This is a genomic window from Texcoconibacillus texcoconensis (assembly GCF_014202575.1).
Taxonomy (GTDB): Bacteria; Bacillota; Bacilli; order Bacillales; family Salisediminibacteriaceae; genus Texcoconibacillus; species Texcoconibacillus texcoconensis.
The window spans coordinates 43,248-59,548 of the sequence record NZ_JACHHB010000019.1 but is presented as its reverse complement, the minus strand read 5'-3'; the positions used below and the strand labels follow the sequence as shown (position 1 = coordinate 59,548).

At 40.9% G+C, this 16,301-nt stretch carries 15 protein-coding genes, 1 rRNA gene and 1 other annotated feature; all 16 genes read left to right on the top strand.

Translation table 11 applies throughout. The features are described from left to right. Nucleotides 1–93 (top strand): 5S ribosomal RNA (rrf, locus tag HNQ41_RS15855); the annotation flags it as partial. 620 nt (nucleotides 94–713) lie between these two features. Beyond that, nucleotides 714–1,193, top strand: a complete 480-nt coding sequence (locus HNQ41_RS15850; RefSeq protein WP_184665417.1) for a CtsR family transcriptional regulator — start codon at nucleotides 714–716, stop codon at nucleotides 1,191–1,193. 13 nt (nucleotides 1,194–1,206) lie between these two features. After that, the gene (gene mcsA, locus HNQ41_RS15845; RefSeq protein WP_184665416.1) at nucleotides 1,207–1,743 is read left to right on the top strand and encodes a protein-arginine kinase activator protein McsA; all 537 of its coding nucleotides are present in this window, start codon (nucleotides 1,207–1,209) and stop codon (nucleotides 1,741–1,743) included. A 3-nt stretch (nucleotides 1,744–1,746) separates the two neighbouring features. Beyond that, nucleotides 1,747–2,829, top strand: coding sequence for a protein-arginine kinase McsB (mcsB, locus tag HNQ41_RS15840; protein WP_184665415.1), 1,083 nt, complete (start codon nucleotides 1,747–1,749; stop codon nucleotides 2,827–2,829). A gap of 17 nt (nucleotides 2,830–2,846) precedes the next feature. Continuing rightward, nucleotides 2,847–5,300 carry an ATP-dependent protease ATP-binding subunit ClpC gene (clpC, locus tag HNQ41_RS15835; protein ID WP_221301974.1) on the top strand — a complete coding sequence of 818 codons (2,454 nt, stop codon included), beginning with the start codon at nucleotides 2,847–2,849 and terminating at the stop codon, nucleotides 5,298–5,300. A 164-nt stretch (nucleotides 5,301–5,464) separates the two neighbouring features. Continuing rightward, nucleotides 5,465–6,868, top strand: coding sequence for a DNA repair protein RadA (radA, locus tag HNQ41_RS15830; RefSeq protein WP_184665414.1), 1,404 nt, complete (start codon nucleotides 5,465–5,467; stop codon nucleotides 6,866–6,868). Further along, the gene (disA, locus tag HNQ41_RS15825) at nucleotides 6,846–7,922 is read left to right on the top strand and encodes a DNA integrity scanning diadenylate cyclase DisA (protein ID WP_184665413.1); all 1,077 of its coding nucleotides are present in this window, start codon (nucleotides 6,846–6,848) and stop codon (nucleotides 7,920–7,922) included. The genes radA and disA overlap by 23 nt, the downstream gene beginning before the upstream one ends. A 201-nt stretch (nucleotides 7,923–8,123) precedes the next feature. After that, on the top strand, nucleotides 8,124–9,215 hold the full coding sequence (locus HNQ41_RS15820) for a PIN/TRAM domain-containing protein (RefSeq protein ID WP_184665412.1): 1,092 nt from the start codon (nucleotides 8,124–8,126) through the stop codon (nucleotides 9,213–9,215). Nucleotides 9,216–9,265: 50 nt separating this feature from the next. Continuing rightward, nucleotides 9,266–9,964 (top strand): 2-C-methyl-D-erythritol 4-phosphate cytidylyltransferase, encoded by a 699-nt coding sequence (gene ispD, locus HNQ41_RS15815; protein ID WP_184665411.1) that lies wholly within the window; start codon nucleotides 9,266–9,268, stop codon nucleotides 9,962–9,964. Between the two features lie 2 nt (nucleotides 9,965–9,966). Further along, nucleotides 9,967–10,443 carry a 2-C-methyl-D-erythritol 2,4-cyclodiphosphate synthase gene (gene ispF / locus HNQ41_RS15810; protein WP_184665410.1) on the top strand — a complete coding sequence of 159 codons (477 nt, stop codon included), beginning with the start codon at nucleotides 9,967–9,969 and terminating at the stop codon, nucleotides 10,441–10,443. A 129-nt stretch (nucleotides 10,444–10,572) separates the two neighbouring features. After that, nucleotides 10,573–12,033 carry a glutamate--tRNA ligase gene (gltX, locus tag HNQ41_RS15805; protein WP_184665409.1) on the top strand — a complete coding sequence of 487 codons (1,461 nt, stop codon included), beginning with the start codon at nucleotides 10,573–10,575 and terminating at the stop codon, nucleotides 12,031–12,033. Between the two features lie 7 nt (nucleotides 12,034–12,040). After that, nucleotides 12,041–12,268 (top strand) — a binding site (T-box leader). Between the two features lie 153 nt (nucleotides 12,269–12,421). Beyond that, on the top strand, nucleotides 12,422–13,099 hold the full coding sequence (gene cysE, locus HNQ41_RS15800) for a serine O-acetyltransferase (protein ID WP_184665408.1): 678 nt from the start codon (nucleotides 12,422–12,424) through the stop codon (nucleotides 13,097–13,099). 14 nt (nucleotides 13,100–13,113) lie between these two features. After that, complete coding sequence (gene cysS / locus HNQ41_RS15795) at nucleotides 13,114–14,511, top strand: cysteine--tRNA ligase (protein WP_184665407.1); 1,398 nt, start codon at nucleotides 13,114–13,116, stop codon at nucleotides 14,509–14,511. A gap of 2 nt (nucleotides 14,512–14,513) precedes the next feature. Further along, nucleotides 14,514–14,948, top strand: a complete 435-nt coding sequence (locus HNQ41_RS15790; RefSeq protein WP_184665406.1) for a Mini-ribonuclease 3 — start codon at nucleotides 14,514–14,516, stop codon at nucleotides 14,946–14,948. Then, nucleotides 14,935–15,687: a 23S rRNA (guanosine(2251)-2'-O)-methyltransferase RlmB gene (gene rlmB / locus HNQ41_RS15785; RefSeq protein WP_184665405.1), complete on the top strand. Its 753-nt coding sequence runs from the start codon at nucleotides 14,935–14,937 to the stop codon at nucleotides 15,685–15,687. The genes HNQ41_RS15790 and rlmB overlap by 14 nt, the downstream gene beginning before the upstream one ends. Continuing rightward, nucleotides 15,688–16,200: an NYN domain-containing protein gene (locus tag HNQ41_RS15780; protein WP_184665404.1), complete on the top strand. Its 513-nt coding sequence runs from the start codon at nucleotides 15,688–15,690 to the stop codon at nucleotides 16,198–16,200. The last annotated feature ends 101 nt before the right edge of the window (nucleotides 16,201–16,301 follow it).

Genomic DNA, 16,301 nt, shown 5'->3' with positions numbered 1-16,301 from the left:
ACACCCGTTCCCATGCCGAACACGGAAGTTAAGCTCTTCAGCGCCGATGGTAGTTGGGGGCTCTCCCCCTGTGAGAGTAGGACGCCGCCAGGCATACGAAAGCATGTCGCAGAAGCGATGTGCTTTTTTAATGTTTTCAAGAAGTTGATCACCGCAAGGTGAAAAGGGTTATAGAAAAATAAGAAAGCGAGGAATCCGCCTGTATTGCCCACGTATCATACCACATCTACCAAACATGAAGGTTAATACCAATCGAAACTGCTGACCGTTTAATAATCAGATCGATTGACTACACGAAATAGACATTCACCCCCATTTATCGTTTGTTTAAATCTTCAAGCAGACGAGTCTTCCTCAGCAACCTTAGGCTTTCGACGGATGGGGCTCTCCCCCCGCTTTTCCCTACCCATACTGGCAATCTCACTTCCAATCGTTTGATTGAAGAGCGAGTGTTTTTTGGGTAATGATAAAAAAATAAAATACTTGCGAGAGAAACCGTTTGAAATACGCTTTATTGTGGAATAACCAATTAAGGAAAGGTTATTAGAATTGAACCTCTTCATTCAGCGTTTTTTCATATCATGTTTACATATTTAGAAAATCGTTATACCCGTGGAATATAAGCTGAAAAGTTTGCAAAAGTAAAGATTTTCGTTATAATAAAATTAAAGTCAAAGATAGTCAAAGTCAATTGAAGGTGGGAGGGAGCGTTCATGCGCAACATTTCAGATGTGATCGAAACGTACATAAAAAAAGCAATTGATGAAAGTGAACAACGTTCCATTGAACTAAAGCGCAGTGAACTTGCCGACTATTTTCAATGCGTCCCCTCACAAATTAATTATGTAATCCGAACAAGATTTACGGTTGAAAAGGGTTATGTTGTGGAAAGTAAAAGAGGTGGAGGAGGATATATCAGAATTATAAAGGTTAAGCCTGATGATAAAGCGGACTTAGTCAATCAAATGACGAATATGATCGGTTCACATTTATCGCAGCAAGCTGCATCAAATATGATAGGTCGTCTTTATGAAGAGGATGTAATCAATAAACGTGAGGCAAGTTTGATGTTAAATGCTATTCACCGTCAAACTTTAAATGTACACTTGCCTCTACGTGATGAGTTACGTGCTCAAATTTTTAAGGCAATGCTAATACCTTTTATGTATAAAGAGTCGAGTGATGAACGATAAAGGAGGGGAACCCATGCTTTGTCAAGAATGTCAACAAAGGCAAGCAACCTTACATTTTACAAAGATCATAAATGGTGAAAAAACTGAGTTTCACATTTGCGATGTTTGTGCAAAAGAAAAAGGAGAATATATCCCTGGTTCTAACAGTTTCTCGATTCATCAATTATTATCAGGGTTACTAGACTTTGAACAGCCAAAACATTATTCAGAGACTGAGTCTAAACAAAGAGCAAGGGAGTCCCAATGTGAAAGTTGTGGTATGACTTATCGTCAATTTGCTGAATCAGGTCGGTTTGGTTGTGTTAAATGTTATGAAACGTTTAAAAAGAATTTAGACCCTATTTTTAAGCGACTGCATAGTGGAAATACAACACATGCAGGTAAAATTCCGAAACGGAAAGGGAAAGACTTGCATATTCACCGTCAAATTGACGAACTGAAACAAGTACTTAAAGAAAAAATTGATCAGGAAGAATTTGAGGAAGCTGCAGAACTTCGTGATCAAATCCGTTCCTTACAACAATCTCTCGATGAGAAAAAGGAGGGGTGAGCCTTGTCTTTACAACGATTTATTCATGAAGCAATAAGTCCATGGATGAAAAATGAAGGACCTGATTCAGATATTGTATTAAGCAGTCGAATCCGGCTCGCTCGAAACCTTGAAGAGCATACATTTCCGGTTGTTACTTCTAACGAAGACGCTGAGAAACTATTAAATGATGTAAAAAAACAAATAAACCCAACAACTTCTCACCGAAGATTTGGAGATCTTTCATGTTTGGAAATGAAAAGCATGGACAAAAATGAGAAACAGGTTCTCGTTGAAAAGCACTTAATAAGTCCAGCGCTTGCAGAAAAGTCTCCGTATGGGGCATCTATTCTTAGTGAAGATGAATCATTAAGTATCATGGTGAATGAAGAGGATCATTTGCGCATTCAATGTTTACTATCAGGCTTTCGGTTAGATGAAGGTTTAGAACTAGCCAATGAGATTGATGATTGGTTAGAAGAAAGGTTCACTTATGCATTTGATGAACAACATGGATATATGACAAGTTGTCCAACAAATGTGGGAACAGGTTTAAGAGCATCTGTTATGATGCACTTACCAGCTCTTGTCGTTACTCAGCAGATGAATCGAATATTACCAGCGATTCACCAACTCGGCCTTGCTGTTAGAGGTATTTACGGTGAGGGCAGTGAAGCCTTAGGTCACTTATTTCAAGTGTCCAATCAAATGACATTAGGAAAGTCAGAAGAAGATATTATTGGTGATTTGAGCAGCGTTGTTAAACAACTTGTGCAACAAGAAAGAGCTGCACGGGAATCTTTACTTGAATCCTCGAATAACCATATTGAAGACAGGGTATTTCGCTCGTATGGGACATTAGCCTATAGCCGACGTATGGAGTCTAAAGAAGCATCACAGCGCTTATCAGATGTTCGGTTAGGCATTGATTTAGGAATGATTAAAAATGTGAGTGCGAGCATCCTTAACGAATTAATGGTTTTAACACAACCTGCATTTTTACAACAGTACGCAGGAGAAGCGCTTTCCCCTGATGAACGTGATCAACGAAGAGCAGCGCTTATTCGAGAGAGACTTCAACTAGAAGCAGAGAAAAATCAAGATTAACTGGAGGTGTCCGTTATATGATGTTTGGTCGATTTACTGAACGAGCACAAAAAGTCCTTGCACTGGCACAAGAGGAAGCGATGCGCTTAGGACATAACAATATTGGCACCGAGCATGTTCTTCTCGGTCTTGTCAATGAAGGTGAAGGGATTGCAGCGAAGGCATTATCTGCGCTTGGCCTCGAATCTGATAAAATTCAGTCCGAAGTCGAGTCATTGATTGGAAGTAGTGAAGCACAAGTAGAACAAATTCACTATACTCCACGAGCGAAAAAAGTCATTGAGCTCTCGATGGATGAAGCACGAAAGCTTGGACACTCTTATGTTGGAACAGAGCATGTTTTGCTTGGTTTGATTCGAGAGGGTGAAGGTGTTGCCGCTCGCGTTCTTAATAACCTAGGTGTTAGTTTGAACAAAGCTCGCCAACAAGTTTTACAACTGTTAGGTTCAAGTGAATCTGCGAACTCAAATGGTCAGCAAGTCGGCTCAGGGGCGAATGCAAGTACACCAACGCTAGATAGCTTGGCTCGAGATTTAACAGCGATAGCTAAGGAAGAAGCGATTGACCCTGTTATTGGACGAAGCAAAGAAATTGAAAGAGTTATCCAAGTGCTCAGCCGTAGAACAAAAAACAACCCTGTTTTAATTGGGGAGCCAGGTGTCGGTAAAACAGCGATTGCTGAAGGTTTAGCCCAGCAAATTGTCAATAATGAAGTACCTGAAATTTTACGTAATAAACGAGTTATGACCCTGGATATGGGTACGGTTGTTGCGGGTACAAAATATCGTGGTGAATTTGAAGACCGTTTGAAAAAAGTCATGGAGGAAATTCGTCAAGCTGGCAATGTGATTTTATTTATTGATGAGCTTCATACGCTCATAGGTGCTGGTGGTGCAGAAGGTGCAATTGACGCTTCTAACATTTTAAAACCATCGCTTGCACGTGGAGAGTTGCAATGTATAGGTGCGACAACGCTTGATGAATACCGCAAATATATTGAAAAAGATGCTGCCCTTGAACGTCGTTTCCAACCAATTCAAGTTGATGAACCGACGATTGATGAATCGATTCAAATTTTATCAGGTCTTCGTGACCGATATGAGGCACACCATCGTGTCACAATTACAGACGATGCCATTGAAGAAGCTGTGAAGTTATCAGATCGTTATATCTCGGATCGTTTTCTTCCAGATAAGGCGATTGATTTAATCGACGAAGCAGGTTCAAAAGTTCGTTTGCGTTCTTATACCGCACCACCGAACTTAAAAGAGTTAGAGCATAAATTAGAAGAGACACGTAAAGAAAAGGATGCAGCGGTACAGAGTCAAGAGTTTGAAAAGGCTGCCTCGCTACGTGACTCAGAACAGCGTCTCCGTGAAGAATTAGAGGCGATGAAAGAAGAGTGGAAAGAAAAACAAGGTCAAGAAAACACAGAAGTCTTAATTGATGACATTGCCCAAGTTGTATCAAGCTGGACGGGAATTCCTGTTTCTAAATTAGAAGAAGCGGAAACAGAACGTTTGTTACGAATGGAAGAGACATTGCACGAACGAATCATTGGTCAAGAAGAAGCTGTAAAATCGATTGCAACAGCGGTCAGACGTGCACGTGCAGGGTTAAAAGATCCGAAAAGACCTATTGGGTCCTTTATCTTCCTAGGGCCTACAGGTGTAGGTAAAACAGAATTGGCCCGTGCTGTTGCGGAATCATTGTTTGGAGATGAAGATTCGATCATCCGTATGGATATGTCAGAGTTTATGGAAAAACATTCAACAGCGCGCCTTGTTGGCTCACCTCCAGGCTATGTAGGGCACGAAGAAGGTGGCCAGTTGACGGAAAAAGTTCGTCAGAAACCTTATTCAGTTATATTGCTCGATGAGATTGAAAAGGCGCATCCAGAAGTGTTTAATATGTTACTGCAAGTGCTTGAAGATGGCTTTTTGACAGATTCAAAAGGTCGCCGCGTAGATTTTAGAAACACAGCGATTATCATGACATCAAACGTCGGTGCGAGCACACTAAAGCAGTCTAAGAGCCTTGGTTTTACAGCGCAGCGTGACGGATATTCATACGGTGATATGAAGAGCAAAGTCATGGGTGACTTGAAGAAAAGCTTCCGCCCTGAGTTTCTTAACCGTATTGATGAGCTTATTGTGTTCCATGCACTTGAGAAAGAACACATTCAAGAAATTGTTGGCCTCATGGCAGGACAATTGCGTAAACGCCTAGAGGAGCAAGGAATTGATTTTGAATTAAGTGATGAGGCAAAAAGAAAAATTGCTGATGAAGGGTATGACCCAGATTACGGTGCTCGTCCTTTACGCCGTGCGCTTCAAAAACATGTGGAAGATCGTTTGTCTGAAGAGTTGTTAACTGGAAACATTAACAAAGGACAAAAAGTTCGTATAGGTGTTAAAGATGACGAATTTATCGTTGAATCGGTTACGAATAAAGAAACAGTAACGAAATAATTTTGAACATTGAATTGCTACTAAAGCCTGAGCCGAGAGAACATTTGCTAACTCTCGGCTCAGTTTATGAAGAAAGAAACCCTTCCCTTGTTTGTATCAGGCGAATTCGTGATAAAATAAAAAATAACTGAATTCGTAAAGACGGTAAATTAAGGGAGAGAATCATGGCAAAAACAAAAACGAAGTTTGTATGTCAAGAATGTGGCTATGAAACGACAAAATGGATGGGAAAGTGCCCAGGTTGCCAAGAGTGGAACACGATGGTTGAAGAATTTGTATCTTCATCAACACCAGGATGGCGTACTTCCCAGACAACTATGCAATCATCTCGAACAAAACCTCAACCGATTACACAAGTTCCTCGCGAAAAAGAGGAGCGTATGGATACAACAATGGCAGAGCTTAACCGTGTATTAGGTGGAGGTGTCGTACCAGGATCACTGATTCTTGTCGGAGGAGATCCAGGTATAGGAAAGTCTACGCTATTACTCCAAGTATCGGCAGCTTTGGCTTCTTCAAAAAAGAAAGTTCTTTATATCTCAGGTGAAGAATCAATCAAACAAACAAAGTTAAGAGCGGACCGTTTAGGTATTACAGATGATCAATTGTTTGTGTTTGCAGAAACAGCTTACGACATCATTGAACAAACGATCGAATCTGTTGATCCAGAACTTGTTATTATCGATTCGATTCAGACTGTCCACCTTCAATCAGTCAATTCAGCACCAGGAAGTGTGACGCAAGTTCGCGAATCAACATCTGCCTTAATGCAAATCGCCAAATCTAAGGGCATTGCCGTCTTTATCGTTGGCCATGTGACAAAACAAGGATCGATTGCAGGGCCAAGGATATTGGAACATATGGTAGACTCTGTGCTTTATTTTGAAGGTGAACGTCATCATACGTATCGTATTTTACGAGCTGTTAAAAACCGTTTTGGTTCAACAAATGAGATCGGTATATTCGAAATGAAGGAAGTCGGCTTGGAGGAAGTGAAAAATCCATCAGAAATATTTTTAGAAGAGCGTTCCTCAGGTGCTGCAGGTTCAGCTGTCGTAGCATCAATGGAAGGAACCAGAACAGTTCTTGTCGAGATACAAGCGCTTATTTCACCAACGAGTTACGGACAGCCCCGAAGAATGGCGACAGGGCTTGATCACAACCGTATATCGTTATTAATGGCTGTGTTAGAAAAGCGTGTCGGTATGTTGATTCAAAATCAAGATGCTTATGTAAAAGTAGCAGGTGGTGTTCGTTTAGATGAACCTGCGATTGATTTGGCTGTTGCAATTAGTATTGCATCGAGTTTCCGTAACGTTCCAACTCAAGCAGGCGATATCATTATTGGTGAGGTTGGGTTAACAGGAGAAGTTCGACGTATAGCACGCGTTGAACAGCGTGTACTTGAAGCAGCAAAACTAGGTTTTGAGCGCGTCATTTTACCAAAGAAAAACCTTGGTGGGTGGACTGTTCCTGATGGTATTGAGGTTATAGGGGTACAGTCGATAGATGAAGCAATTGAAGTGGCTATTGGAGGTGCATCAAATGGACCAACATTCGAAATATGATACCCATTTTATTAGTGAAGTGTTACCACTGGTGGCTCCAGGGTCACCGTTACGGCAAGGAATCGATAACGTACTCCGTGCGAAGACTGGTGGATTGATCGTTCTCGGTTACAATAATGAAATGATGAATATTGTAGACGGTGGTTTTTTCATCAATTGTGAGTTCTCTCCTGCTTCCCTATATGAACTCGCGAAAATGGATGGCGCGATCATTTTGAGTGAAGATGGACAACGGATCCTTTATGCAAATACACAACTTGTCCCTAATAACTCTATAGGGTCTACTGAAACAGGAATTCGCCATCGTACAGCTCAGCGTGTAGCTAGGCAAACCGGAAACCTTGTCATTTCCATTTCACAAAGAAGAAATGTCATTACGTTATATCAAGGTGAATACCGTTATTCTTTGAAGGATATTGGTATGATTTTAACGAAGGCAAACCAAGCCATTCAAACCCTAGAAAAATACAAGTCGGTGTTAGATCAAGGAATTACAAACTTAGGTGCGCTTGAATTTGAAGAACTTGTTACGATTCAAGAAGTGACACAAGTGATGCATCGTATTGAGATGGTACTGCGGATAAAAAGTGAAATTCTTAATTACGTTAATGAATTAGGTAATGAAGGGCGCCTTATTTCCATGCAATTACAAGAGCTCGTCTCAGATACAGAGAAAGAAGCGATGTTACTGATAAAAGATTATGCAAAAGATAACAATCATGACCCTTCGCAAGTCCTTCGCCAATTAAAACAACTTTCCAACGATGAACTATTAGACGATCAATTGATTGTGAAGTTACTCGGTTATGCAAAATCGAACATTTCAGAGTTTGCTGTATCACCACGAGGGTATCGCATTCTGCATAAAATTCCGCGTATCCCCCCAGTAATTGTGGAAAATTTAGTGTTGAAATTTGAGCAATTGCCACAAATCATGCGTGCGACGATCGAAGAATTAGATGAAGTTGAAGGCATTGGTGAAGTAAGAGCACGTAAAATCAAAGAAGGTTTAACGCGTATTCAAGAGCAATTATTTATCGATCGTCACATATGAATTTTGTCGTAACAAAACACATATTGACGAAGATTACAAATGAGCGATATAATTGTAATTTTACTTTAATTGACATTTGCTGACCCCTTTGTTATTTTTACCTATATGCAGTTTTAAGTTTCTTGAAAAAATACGCAGTTTTTTTGCATATACCGTTTCAAATTGAAGAATTTGTCTATAATGATTAAAGGAGGTGAAAGTATGCTAAAACGCATCGTACAATTGTTTATACTGATCATCGGTGGAACAGCGGGGTTTATTTTTATTCCTGATTTGATTTCGCTCTTGAATATAGGGGGGGCAACTAATTGGTTATCAAACCCTTATACGGGAGGTTTTATTGGTGCCATCATACTATTTATATCCACTTTTTGGGTGACGGATTACATCACCGACTTAATACGTAAATTTGAAGAAACACTCGTAAAAGCGCCGGTGACGGATTTGTTATTTGGAACGATGGGACTAATATTAGGTTTGCTTGTTGCATTTCTCATTAGTATTCCTTTGAATTCTATTGAATTTCTAGGTACAGTTTTCCCGTTAATTGTAACCTTTTTACTTGGTTATTTAGGTTTCCAAGTTGGCTTTAAAAAGAGAGATGAACTTTCAAACTTCATCCCGACTTCCTCGAGAGCGGTAAAGAAAAAGGAAGTCGAAGCCCCAGATAGTGAAGGAAAAGGTGCAGGATTAAAGATTTTGGACACAAGTGTTATCATTGATGGTCGTATTGCAGATATTTGCCAAACAGGGTTTTTAGAAGGAACACTCGTCATTCCTGAATTTGTGTTAGAAGAATTGCAACATATTGCCGATTCTTCAGATGTATTAAAACGAAATAGAGGTCGACGTGGTCTTGATATTTTAAATAAAATTCAAAAAGAACTTCCTGTTGATGTTGAGATTTATGATGGTGACTTTGAAGAGATTCATGAAGTTGATAGTAAGCTTGTTAAGCTAGCAAAAATCGTCGATGGCTATGTTGTTACAAATGACTTTAATTTAAATAAAGTTTGTGACTTACAAGGTGTAGCTGTACTCAATATCAATGATTTAGCGAACGCTGTTAAACCAGTTGTTCTTCCAGGGGAAGAGATGCATGTTCAAGTAATAAAAGATGGAAAAGAGCAAAATCAAGGGGTCGCTTATCTAGATGACGGAACAATGATCGTCGTTGAAGGTGGTCGTGAGTATATTGGCAAAAATGTTGAAGTGATTGTCACAAGTGTATTGCAAACGTCAGCAGGACGAATGATTTTTGCAAAACCAAAAACGCTTGAAAAGGCCTTATAAAAGAAATTTCTTAAACGTTCGTATTTAGAGGAGAAATGGAGAGTCATGACATGGAGCGTTACGTAGTGGTTATCCCTGCCGCAGGGCAAGGTAAACGTATGGGAACCGGGGCAAATAAAACGTTTTTATCAATTGATCGTGATCCGCTCATTGTTCATACGTTACGTGTTTTTGAACGTGATGAACGCTGTGAAAGGATTGTGCTTGTTTGTCGAGAGAAAGAGAAAGCAGACATTCAAGGTATCATTTCTTCGTACCAGTTTAAAAAAGTGAGCGATGTTGTAACGGGTGGAGCTGAACGTCAACAAAGTGTATTTGAAGGGTTAAAAGTGATAAAGGATAACCCAGTTGTACTTATTCATGATGGGGCTCGTCCGTTTATTCAAAAGGAAACCATTCATCGGTTAACTGACCATGTTTTACAAAATGGGGAGGCGGCAATAGCCGCTGTCCCTGTAAAAGATACAGTGAAGCGCGTAAATGAAGAAGGGGACGTTGAAGAGACGATGAAACGTTCGAGCTTGTGGGCCGTTCAAACCCCACAAGCTTTTCGTCTGTCTTCGATTCTAAGTGCACATAAAAAGGCAGAAGCTCATCGTTTTTGTGGTACAGACGATGCTAGTTTGATTGAGTATGTCGGTGGAAAAGTGAAAGTTGTTGAAGGAAGTTATGATAATATCAAAGTAACAACCCCAGAAGACTTATGGTTTGCTGAGGCGATTATTCAACAACGTAAGGGAGGAAAGTAGATATGAGGATTGGACAAGGGTTTGATGTTCATCAACTTGTAGAGGGTCGCCCTCTTATTATTGGAGGCGTAGAAATCCCTCATGAATTGGGGCTACTTGGTCATTCGGATGCGGATGTTCTTTTACATACAATTGCAGACGCATGCTTAGGGGCTGTTGGCGAGGGAGATATCGGAAAGCATTTTCCTGATACAGATCCTGCTTATAAAGATGCTGATTCAGCGGAATTACTCCGTCACGTTTGGCAACTTGTTCAGCAAAGAGGATACAAGCTAGGTAATTTGGATTGCACACTTATGGCGCAACGACCGAAGATGGCTCCATATATTGACGCGATTCGCAAACGGATCGCTGAATTGTTAGAAGCCGACGTGTCGCAAGTAAATGTGAAAGCGACCACAACAGAAAAGTTAGGTTTTACAGGTCGTGAAGAAGGTGTGGCAGCACAAGCGGTTGTATTGCTATTGCCCAAGGCTTAATTGTGCTTTGTCGTCAACCATGCTGAATGGTGATAAAATATGATAAATTCTCAGATTCATTCACCAGAGCGTTTGATTTGGTGATAAAATAATCAACGAACGGAACTAATGATTGGAAGGTGTCATACAATGTCTCAACAAATCCGTGTACGTTTCGCGCCGAGTCCTACGGGACATCTCCATATCGGAGGAGCGCGTTCGGCATTATTTAACTATTTATATGCAAGAAAACAAAATGGCTCTTTTATCGTTCGTATTGAAGATACAGACCAGGCTAGAAATGTCGAAACAGCCACAGAGAAGTTGCTTGATAGCTTGAAATGGTTAGGCATTGACTGGGATGAAAGTGTTGATGTAGGTGGACCGCATGGCCCGTATCAAAGTATGGACCGCATCGACATTTACAATCGTTATCTTCAGCAACTGCTTGACGAAGGTAAAGCCTATTATTGCTATATGACAGAAGAAGAACTTGAAGCAGAACGTGAAGAACAAAGACAAAGAGGGGAAACGCCGAAATATAGTGGGCGTGACCGTCACCTTACACCAGAACAACGCGAAGCTTATGAAAAAGAGGGGCGTAAACCTGTCATCCGTTTCCATGTACCAGACGAGGGTGCGATTGAAGTTAATGACATTGTTCGTGGGGACGTTCAATTTGAAGCGGAAGGAATCGGTGACTTTGTCATCGCAAGAAAAGACGGTGTTCCTACATACAACTTTGCCGTTGTGATTGATGATCATTTGATGGAGATTAGTCATGTGATTCGTGGAGAGGAACACTTGTCAAATGCACCACGACAGGTGCTTTTATATCATGCGTTTGGTTGGGAAGCCCCAATATTTGCTCATGCTTCATTAATTCTAAATGAAGATCGACAAAAAATGAGTAAACGAGATGAATCTGTGATTCAGTTTGTTGAACAGTATCGCGATCTTGGCTATTTACCAGAGGCGCTTGTTAACTTCCTGGCATTACTTGGTTGGTCTCCTGCGAGTGAAGAAGAATTGTTCACGCTTGATGAGCTCATTGAACAATTTGATGTCGAGCGTTTAGCGAAAGCGCCAGCAATCTTTGATACACAGAAGCTTGAATGGATGAATAACCAATATGTGAAAAATACAGATGTTGACCGCCTCACTGAATTAGCGATTCCTCACCTTGTAAAGGCTGGAAAATTGCCAGCGTCGATGTCTGAAGAGCAAAGAGAATGGGCTCGTAAACTTGTAGCATTATATCAAGAACAAATGAGCTATGGTGCAGAGATTGTCGAGTTAACAGAGTTGTTCTTCAAGGAAGAAATCGACTATAATGAAGATGCAAATGAGGTTTTACGAGGTGAACATGTACCAGAAGTATTGCAGCAATTTTATCAAGAAGTTGAAGCAATAGAAGACTGGGCACCAGAAAACGTAAAGCAAGCTGCAAAAGCAACGCAAAAACAAACGGGTTATAAAGGGAAACAATTATTTATGCCGATCCGTGTAGCAACAACTGGTCAAACTCACGGACGTGATTTACCAGACACGATTGCACTTTTAGGTAAGGATGTTGTTTTGACGCGTCTTAAAAAAGTGTTGGGACAATAATATCATAGCAAAATCGATGAAGAGGAGAAGTACAAAGCGCCCTTTTTCTACAGAGAGAGCTGTCGTAGGCTGAAAGCAGCTTGAAAGAGGACTTTGGAAATGCACCTCTGAGTCCCTTCGCGAACCGGTTCAGTAGCGAAGGGCGGGGCTGATGACCGTTATCATCGGAGAGTGGGTCTTTTCTCATGAAAGGATCAAACAGAGTGGAACCGCGCTTACTTAGAGCGTCTCTGTGTCGTAGTTACAACGACACAGGGGCGTTTTTTTCATGGTGTTGTAGGAGAGGTTTAGGGTTTTCGTCTTGTTTGAAAGACTTAGTGCACGAATAATTGATCAGCACTTAGGTTAAAAACGTGGAAGCGACTTCGGGAAGGGGGGAGTTTACGACATGTTAAAGACATTGAAAAATGATGTTGATGTCGTATTAGAGCAGGACCCAGCTGCGAGAAACCGGTTTGAAGTAATCATGACATACTCGGGGGTACACGCGCTATGGGCACATCGTTTTGCTCATGGATTATGGAAAAAAAGATTCTTTTTTATCGCTCGTTTGCTATCTCAGGTTAGTCGTTTTTTGACAGGTATCGAAATTCACCCAGGAGCAAAGATAGGTGAGCGTATGTTCATTGACCATGGAACGGGTGTAGTTATCGGGGAAACGTGTGAAATTGGTGATAATGTAACGATATTCCAAGGCGTAACACTTGGTGGTACAGGGAAAGAAACAGGAAAGCGTCACCCGACAATTGAAGATAGCGTATTGATTGCTTCAGGAGCAAAGGTGCTAGGCTCTATGAGAATCGGTGCCAATGCACGAATAGGGGCAGGATCTGTTGTGCTAAAAGAAGTGCCCCCAAACTCCACAGTTGTCGGAATTCCGGGAAAGGTTGTCGTCCAAGATGGGGTCAAAGTAGCTAATGATTTGGATCATATTAACTTGCCGGACCCTGTGGCCGATAAGCTTCGTGAATTAGAAAAAGAGATTGGTCGTTTGCGAGAAGATGTCGATTATTGGAAAGAGAAGTATGAGGCGGATCGCAAAGCATCAAGTGGTTTTGGAAAGTAAAGGAGGACCTATGAATGGCAATACAAATGTATAACACACTAACAAGAAAGAAAGAGCCTTTTACACCCATTGAAGACGGTAAAGTAAAGATGTATGTGTGTGGGCCAACAGTTTATAATTATATTCATATTGGAAATGCGCGTCCTGCCGTTGTCTTTGACATGGTCCGTAGGTATTTGGAATATCGCGGCTATGACGTCAATTATGTATCTAACTTTACAGATGTTGATGACAAGATTATTAAAGCGGCAAAAGAAATGGATGAAGACGTTTTAGATGTAGCGGAGCGGTTCATTCAAGCGTATCATGACGACACACAAGCGCTCGGTGTTCGGAAGGCAGATGTGCATCCGCGCGTGACTGAGACGATGGAGGAAATCATTGCGTTTATTGAAAAGTTGATTGAATACGATTTTGCTTATCAAGCAAATGGGGACGTTTATTTTCGAACGAGAAAATTTGATGAATACGGGAAGTTATCGCACCAATCTGTTGATGACCTAAAAGCAGGTGCACGAGTAGGTGTGGGTGAACAAAAGGAAGATCCGCTTGACTTCGTATTATGGAAAAGTGCCAAGCCTGGCGAAATCTCTTGGTCTAGTCCTTGGGGAGAAGGTCGACCTGGGTGGCACATTGAATGCTCGGCTATGGTGAAAAAGTATTTAGGAGATACGATTGATATTCATGCAGGTGGTCAAGATTTATCGTTTCCACACCACGAAAATGAGATCGCTCAATCAGAAGCGTTAACAGGGAAGAAGATGGCTAATTATTGGTTGCATAATGGCTATATTAATGTTGATAATGAAAAAATGTCTAAATCGGTCGGAAATTTCATTCTCGTGCATGACATTATTCAACAATTTGATCCAGAAATAGTCCGATTCTTTATTGTTAATGCCCATTACCGAAGCCCGATCAACTTTAGTGATGAACAGCTATCTAGTGCTCAAAATGCGCTAGAAAGGATAAGAACAACATATAACAACCTTGTGCATAGACTGAATGAAACGGCAAACTTAGCTTCTGATGTCGATGAGTGGGAAAATAAGATCGAAGACTACCGTCGTCAATTTGTTAAAGAAATGGATGATGATTTTAACAGTGCAAATGCTGTTGCGGTTTTATTTGACCTTGTTAAAAGTGCTAACCTTTATTTACAAGAATCACACACGAGAGAAGAAGTCTTGAAAGCTTTCTTAAAGGCGTTTGATGAAATGGCTTTTGTTATCGGGGTACAATTAGAAGAAAATGAGATGCTTGATGAAGAGATTGAGGCATTAATTGAACAAAGGAATGAAGCTCGGAAAAATCGTGACTTTGCAACAGCTGACAGAATTCGAGATGAGCTGAAAGAGAAAAATATTATTTTAGAAGATACGCCCCAAGGTGTACGTTGGAAGAGGGTATAGTAATGTTCGATTTAAATGAAAACGTGCGTGATGTAGGGCAAATGAATGCCCTCACTCTTGCATACATGGGCGATGCCGTTTGGGAAATGTATGTTCGATATCGGCTTATCGCCCATGGGAAAGTCAAACCCAACCGCCTTCATAAGGAAGCGACATTTTACGTTTCTGCGAAAGCACAAGCAAATGTTTTGCACCATTTACAGGAGAACGATCTCTTGTCAGAACAGGAGTTCCTCGTTGCAAAACGTGGAAGAAATGCCAAGTCAGGGACTGTTCCTAAAAATACAGATCATGCGACTTATCGCTATAGTACAGCGTTTGAAGCGCTCATTGGGTACTTATATTTAACAGAAGGTTATGAACGGCTCGATGAGTTGGCGAGACTAGCTGTTGGGTACATTGAAACGGAAGAAGGGGAGAACAATGGCAAAAGATGAACAGATTGTCGGTAAAAACTCGGTCATTGAAGCGCTGAAAGCAAAACGACCGATTCATAAAATTATGCTTGCTGAAGGAGCGCAACGTGGCCAAGTTGGTCAAGTCATTCAGCTGGCTAAAGAACAAAAAGTATCGATTCAGCGTGTTCCAAAACAAAAACTAGACCAACTGGCAGGCAAAGAGCACCATCAAGGCGTAATCGCTAACGTTGCTTCTTATGAATATAGTACAGTTGATGATATTCTCGCAAAAGCAAGAAACAAGCAGGAGCAACCATTTATTCTTATCTTGGACGAGCTAGAAGACCCGCACAATTTGGGGGCTATTCTTCGTACTGCAGATGCTGTTGGTGTGCATGGTGTGATTATTCCAAAGCGTCGCTCTGTTGGATTGACCGCAACTGTTAGTAAAGCATCAGCGGGGGCGATTGAATATATCCCTGTCGCCCGAGTGACGAACTTATCACGAACGATGGGAGAATTAAAGGACGAAGGCTTATGGTTTGTTGGCACAGATGCTAAAGGAGAGCAAGAATACCGTGAAGCGGATTTTGATATGCCTATCGGTCTTGTCATAGGAAGTGAAGGGAAAGGGATGAGTCGACTCGTTCGTGAGACGTGTGACTTTCTCGTTAATATTCCTATGGTAGGTGGAGTAACGTCACTCAATGCATCGGTTGCTGCTAGTTTACTCATGTACGAAGTTTATCGAACACGTCATCCACAAAGGATGAGTTAAATGAGGCGCCTGATGTTCGTTGACGGATATAATATCATAGGTGACTGGCCTGAGTTAAAAGCTAGGCGCGAAGATGATTTAGAGAGTGCTCGTGACATATTAATTGAAAAGATGGCCGAGTACCAAGCTTACACAGGGATTCAAGTGTCAATTATCTTTGATGCTCATATGGTTCCTGGCCTTGGGAAGAACTTTAATGACTATCGTCTAGAGATCATTTATACGAAGGAAAAAGAAACGGCAGATGAACGAATAGAAAAACTCGTCAAAGAGCACAAGAGGGTAGATACACAAATTTACGTTGCGACCTCTGACTTTCTAGAACAACGGGTCATTTTTGCTAGTGGTGCATTAAGGAAATCGGCTCGAGAACTGCGTCGAGAAATGGAGTCAATTGAAAAAGGAATTGCTCAAGAAGTTGAAAAAACAAAAAATTACTCAAATAAAGCAAAGCTTCCTATAACAGGGGAAATCGCTGAAATTTTCGAAAAATGGCGTCGAGGAAAATCATAACTTCCTTGACGTTTTTTGTATGAATTCGCTATAATATTTCTATATTTAGACAATTAACGCTGTTTAAAAAGGTCTAAAATTTATCCGCTTTCATTTTTATA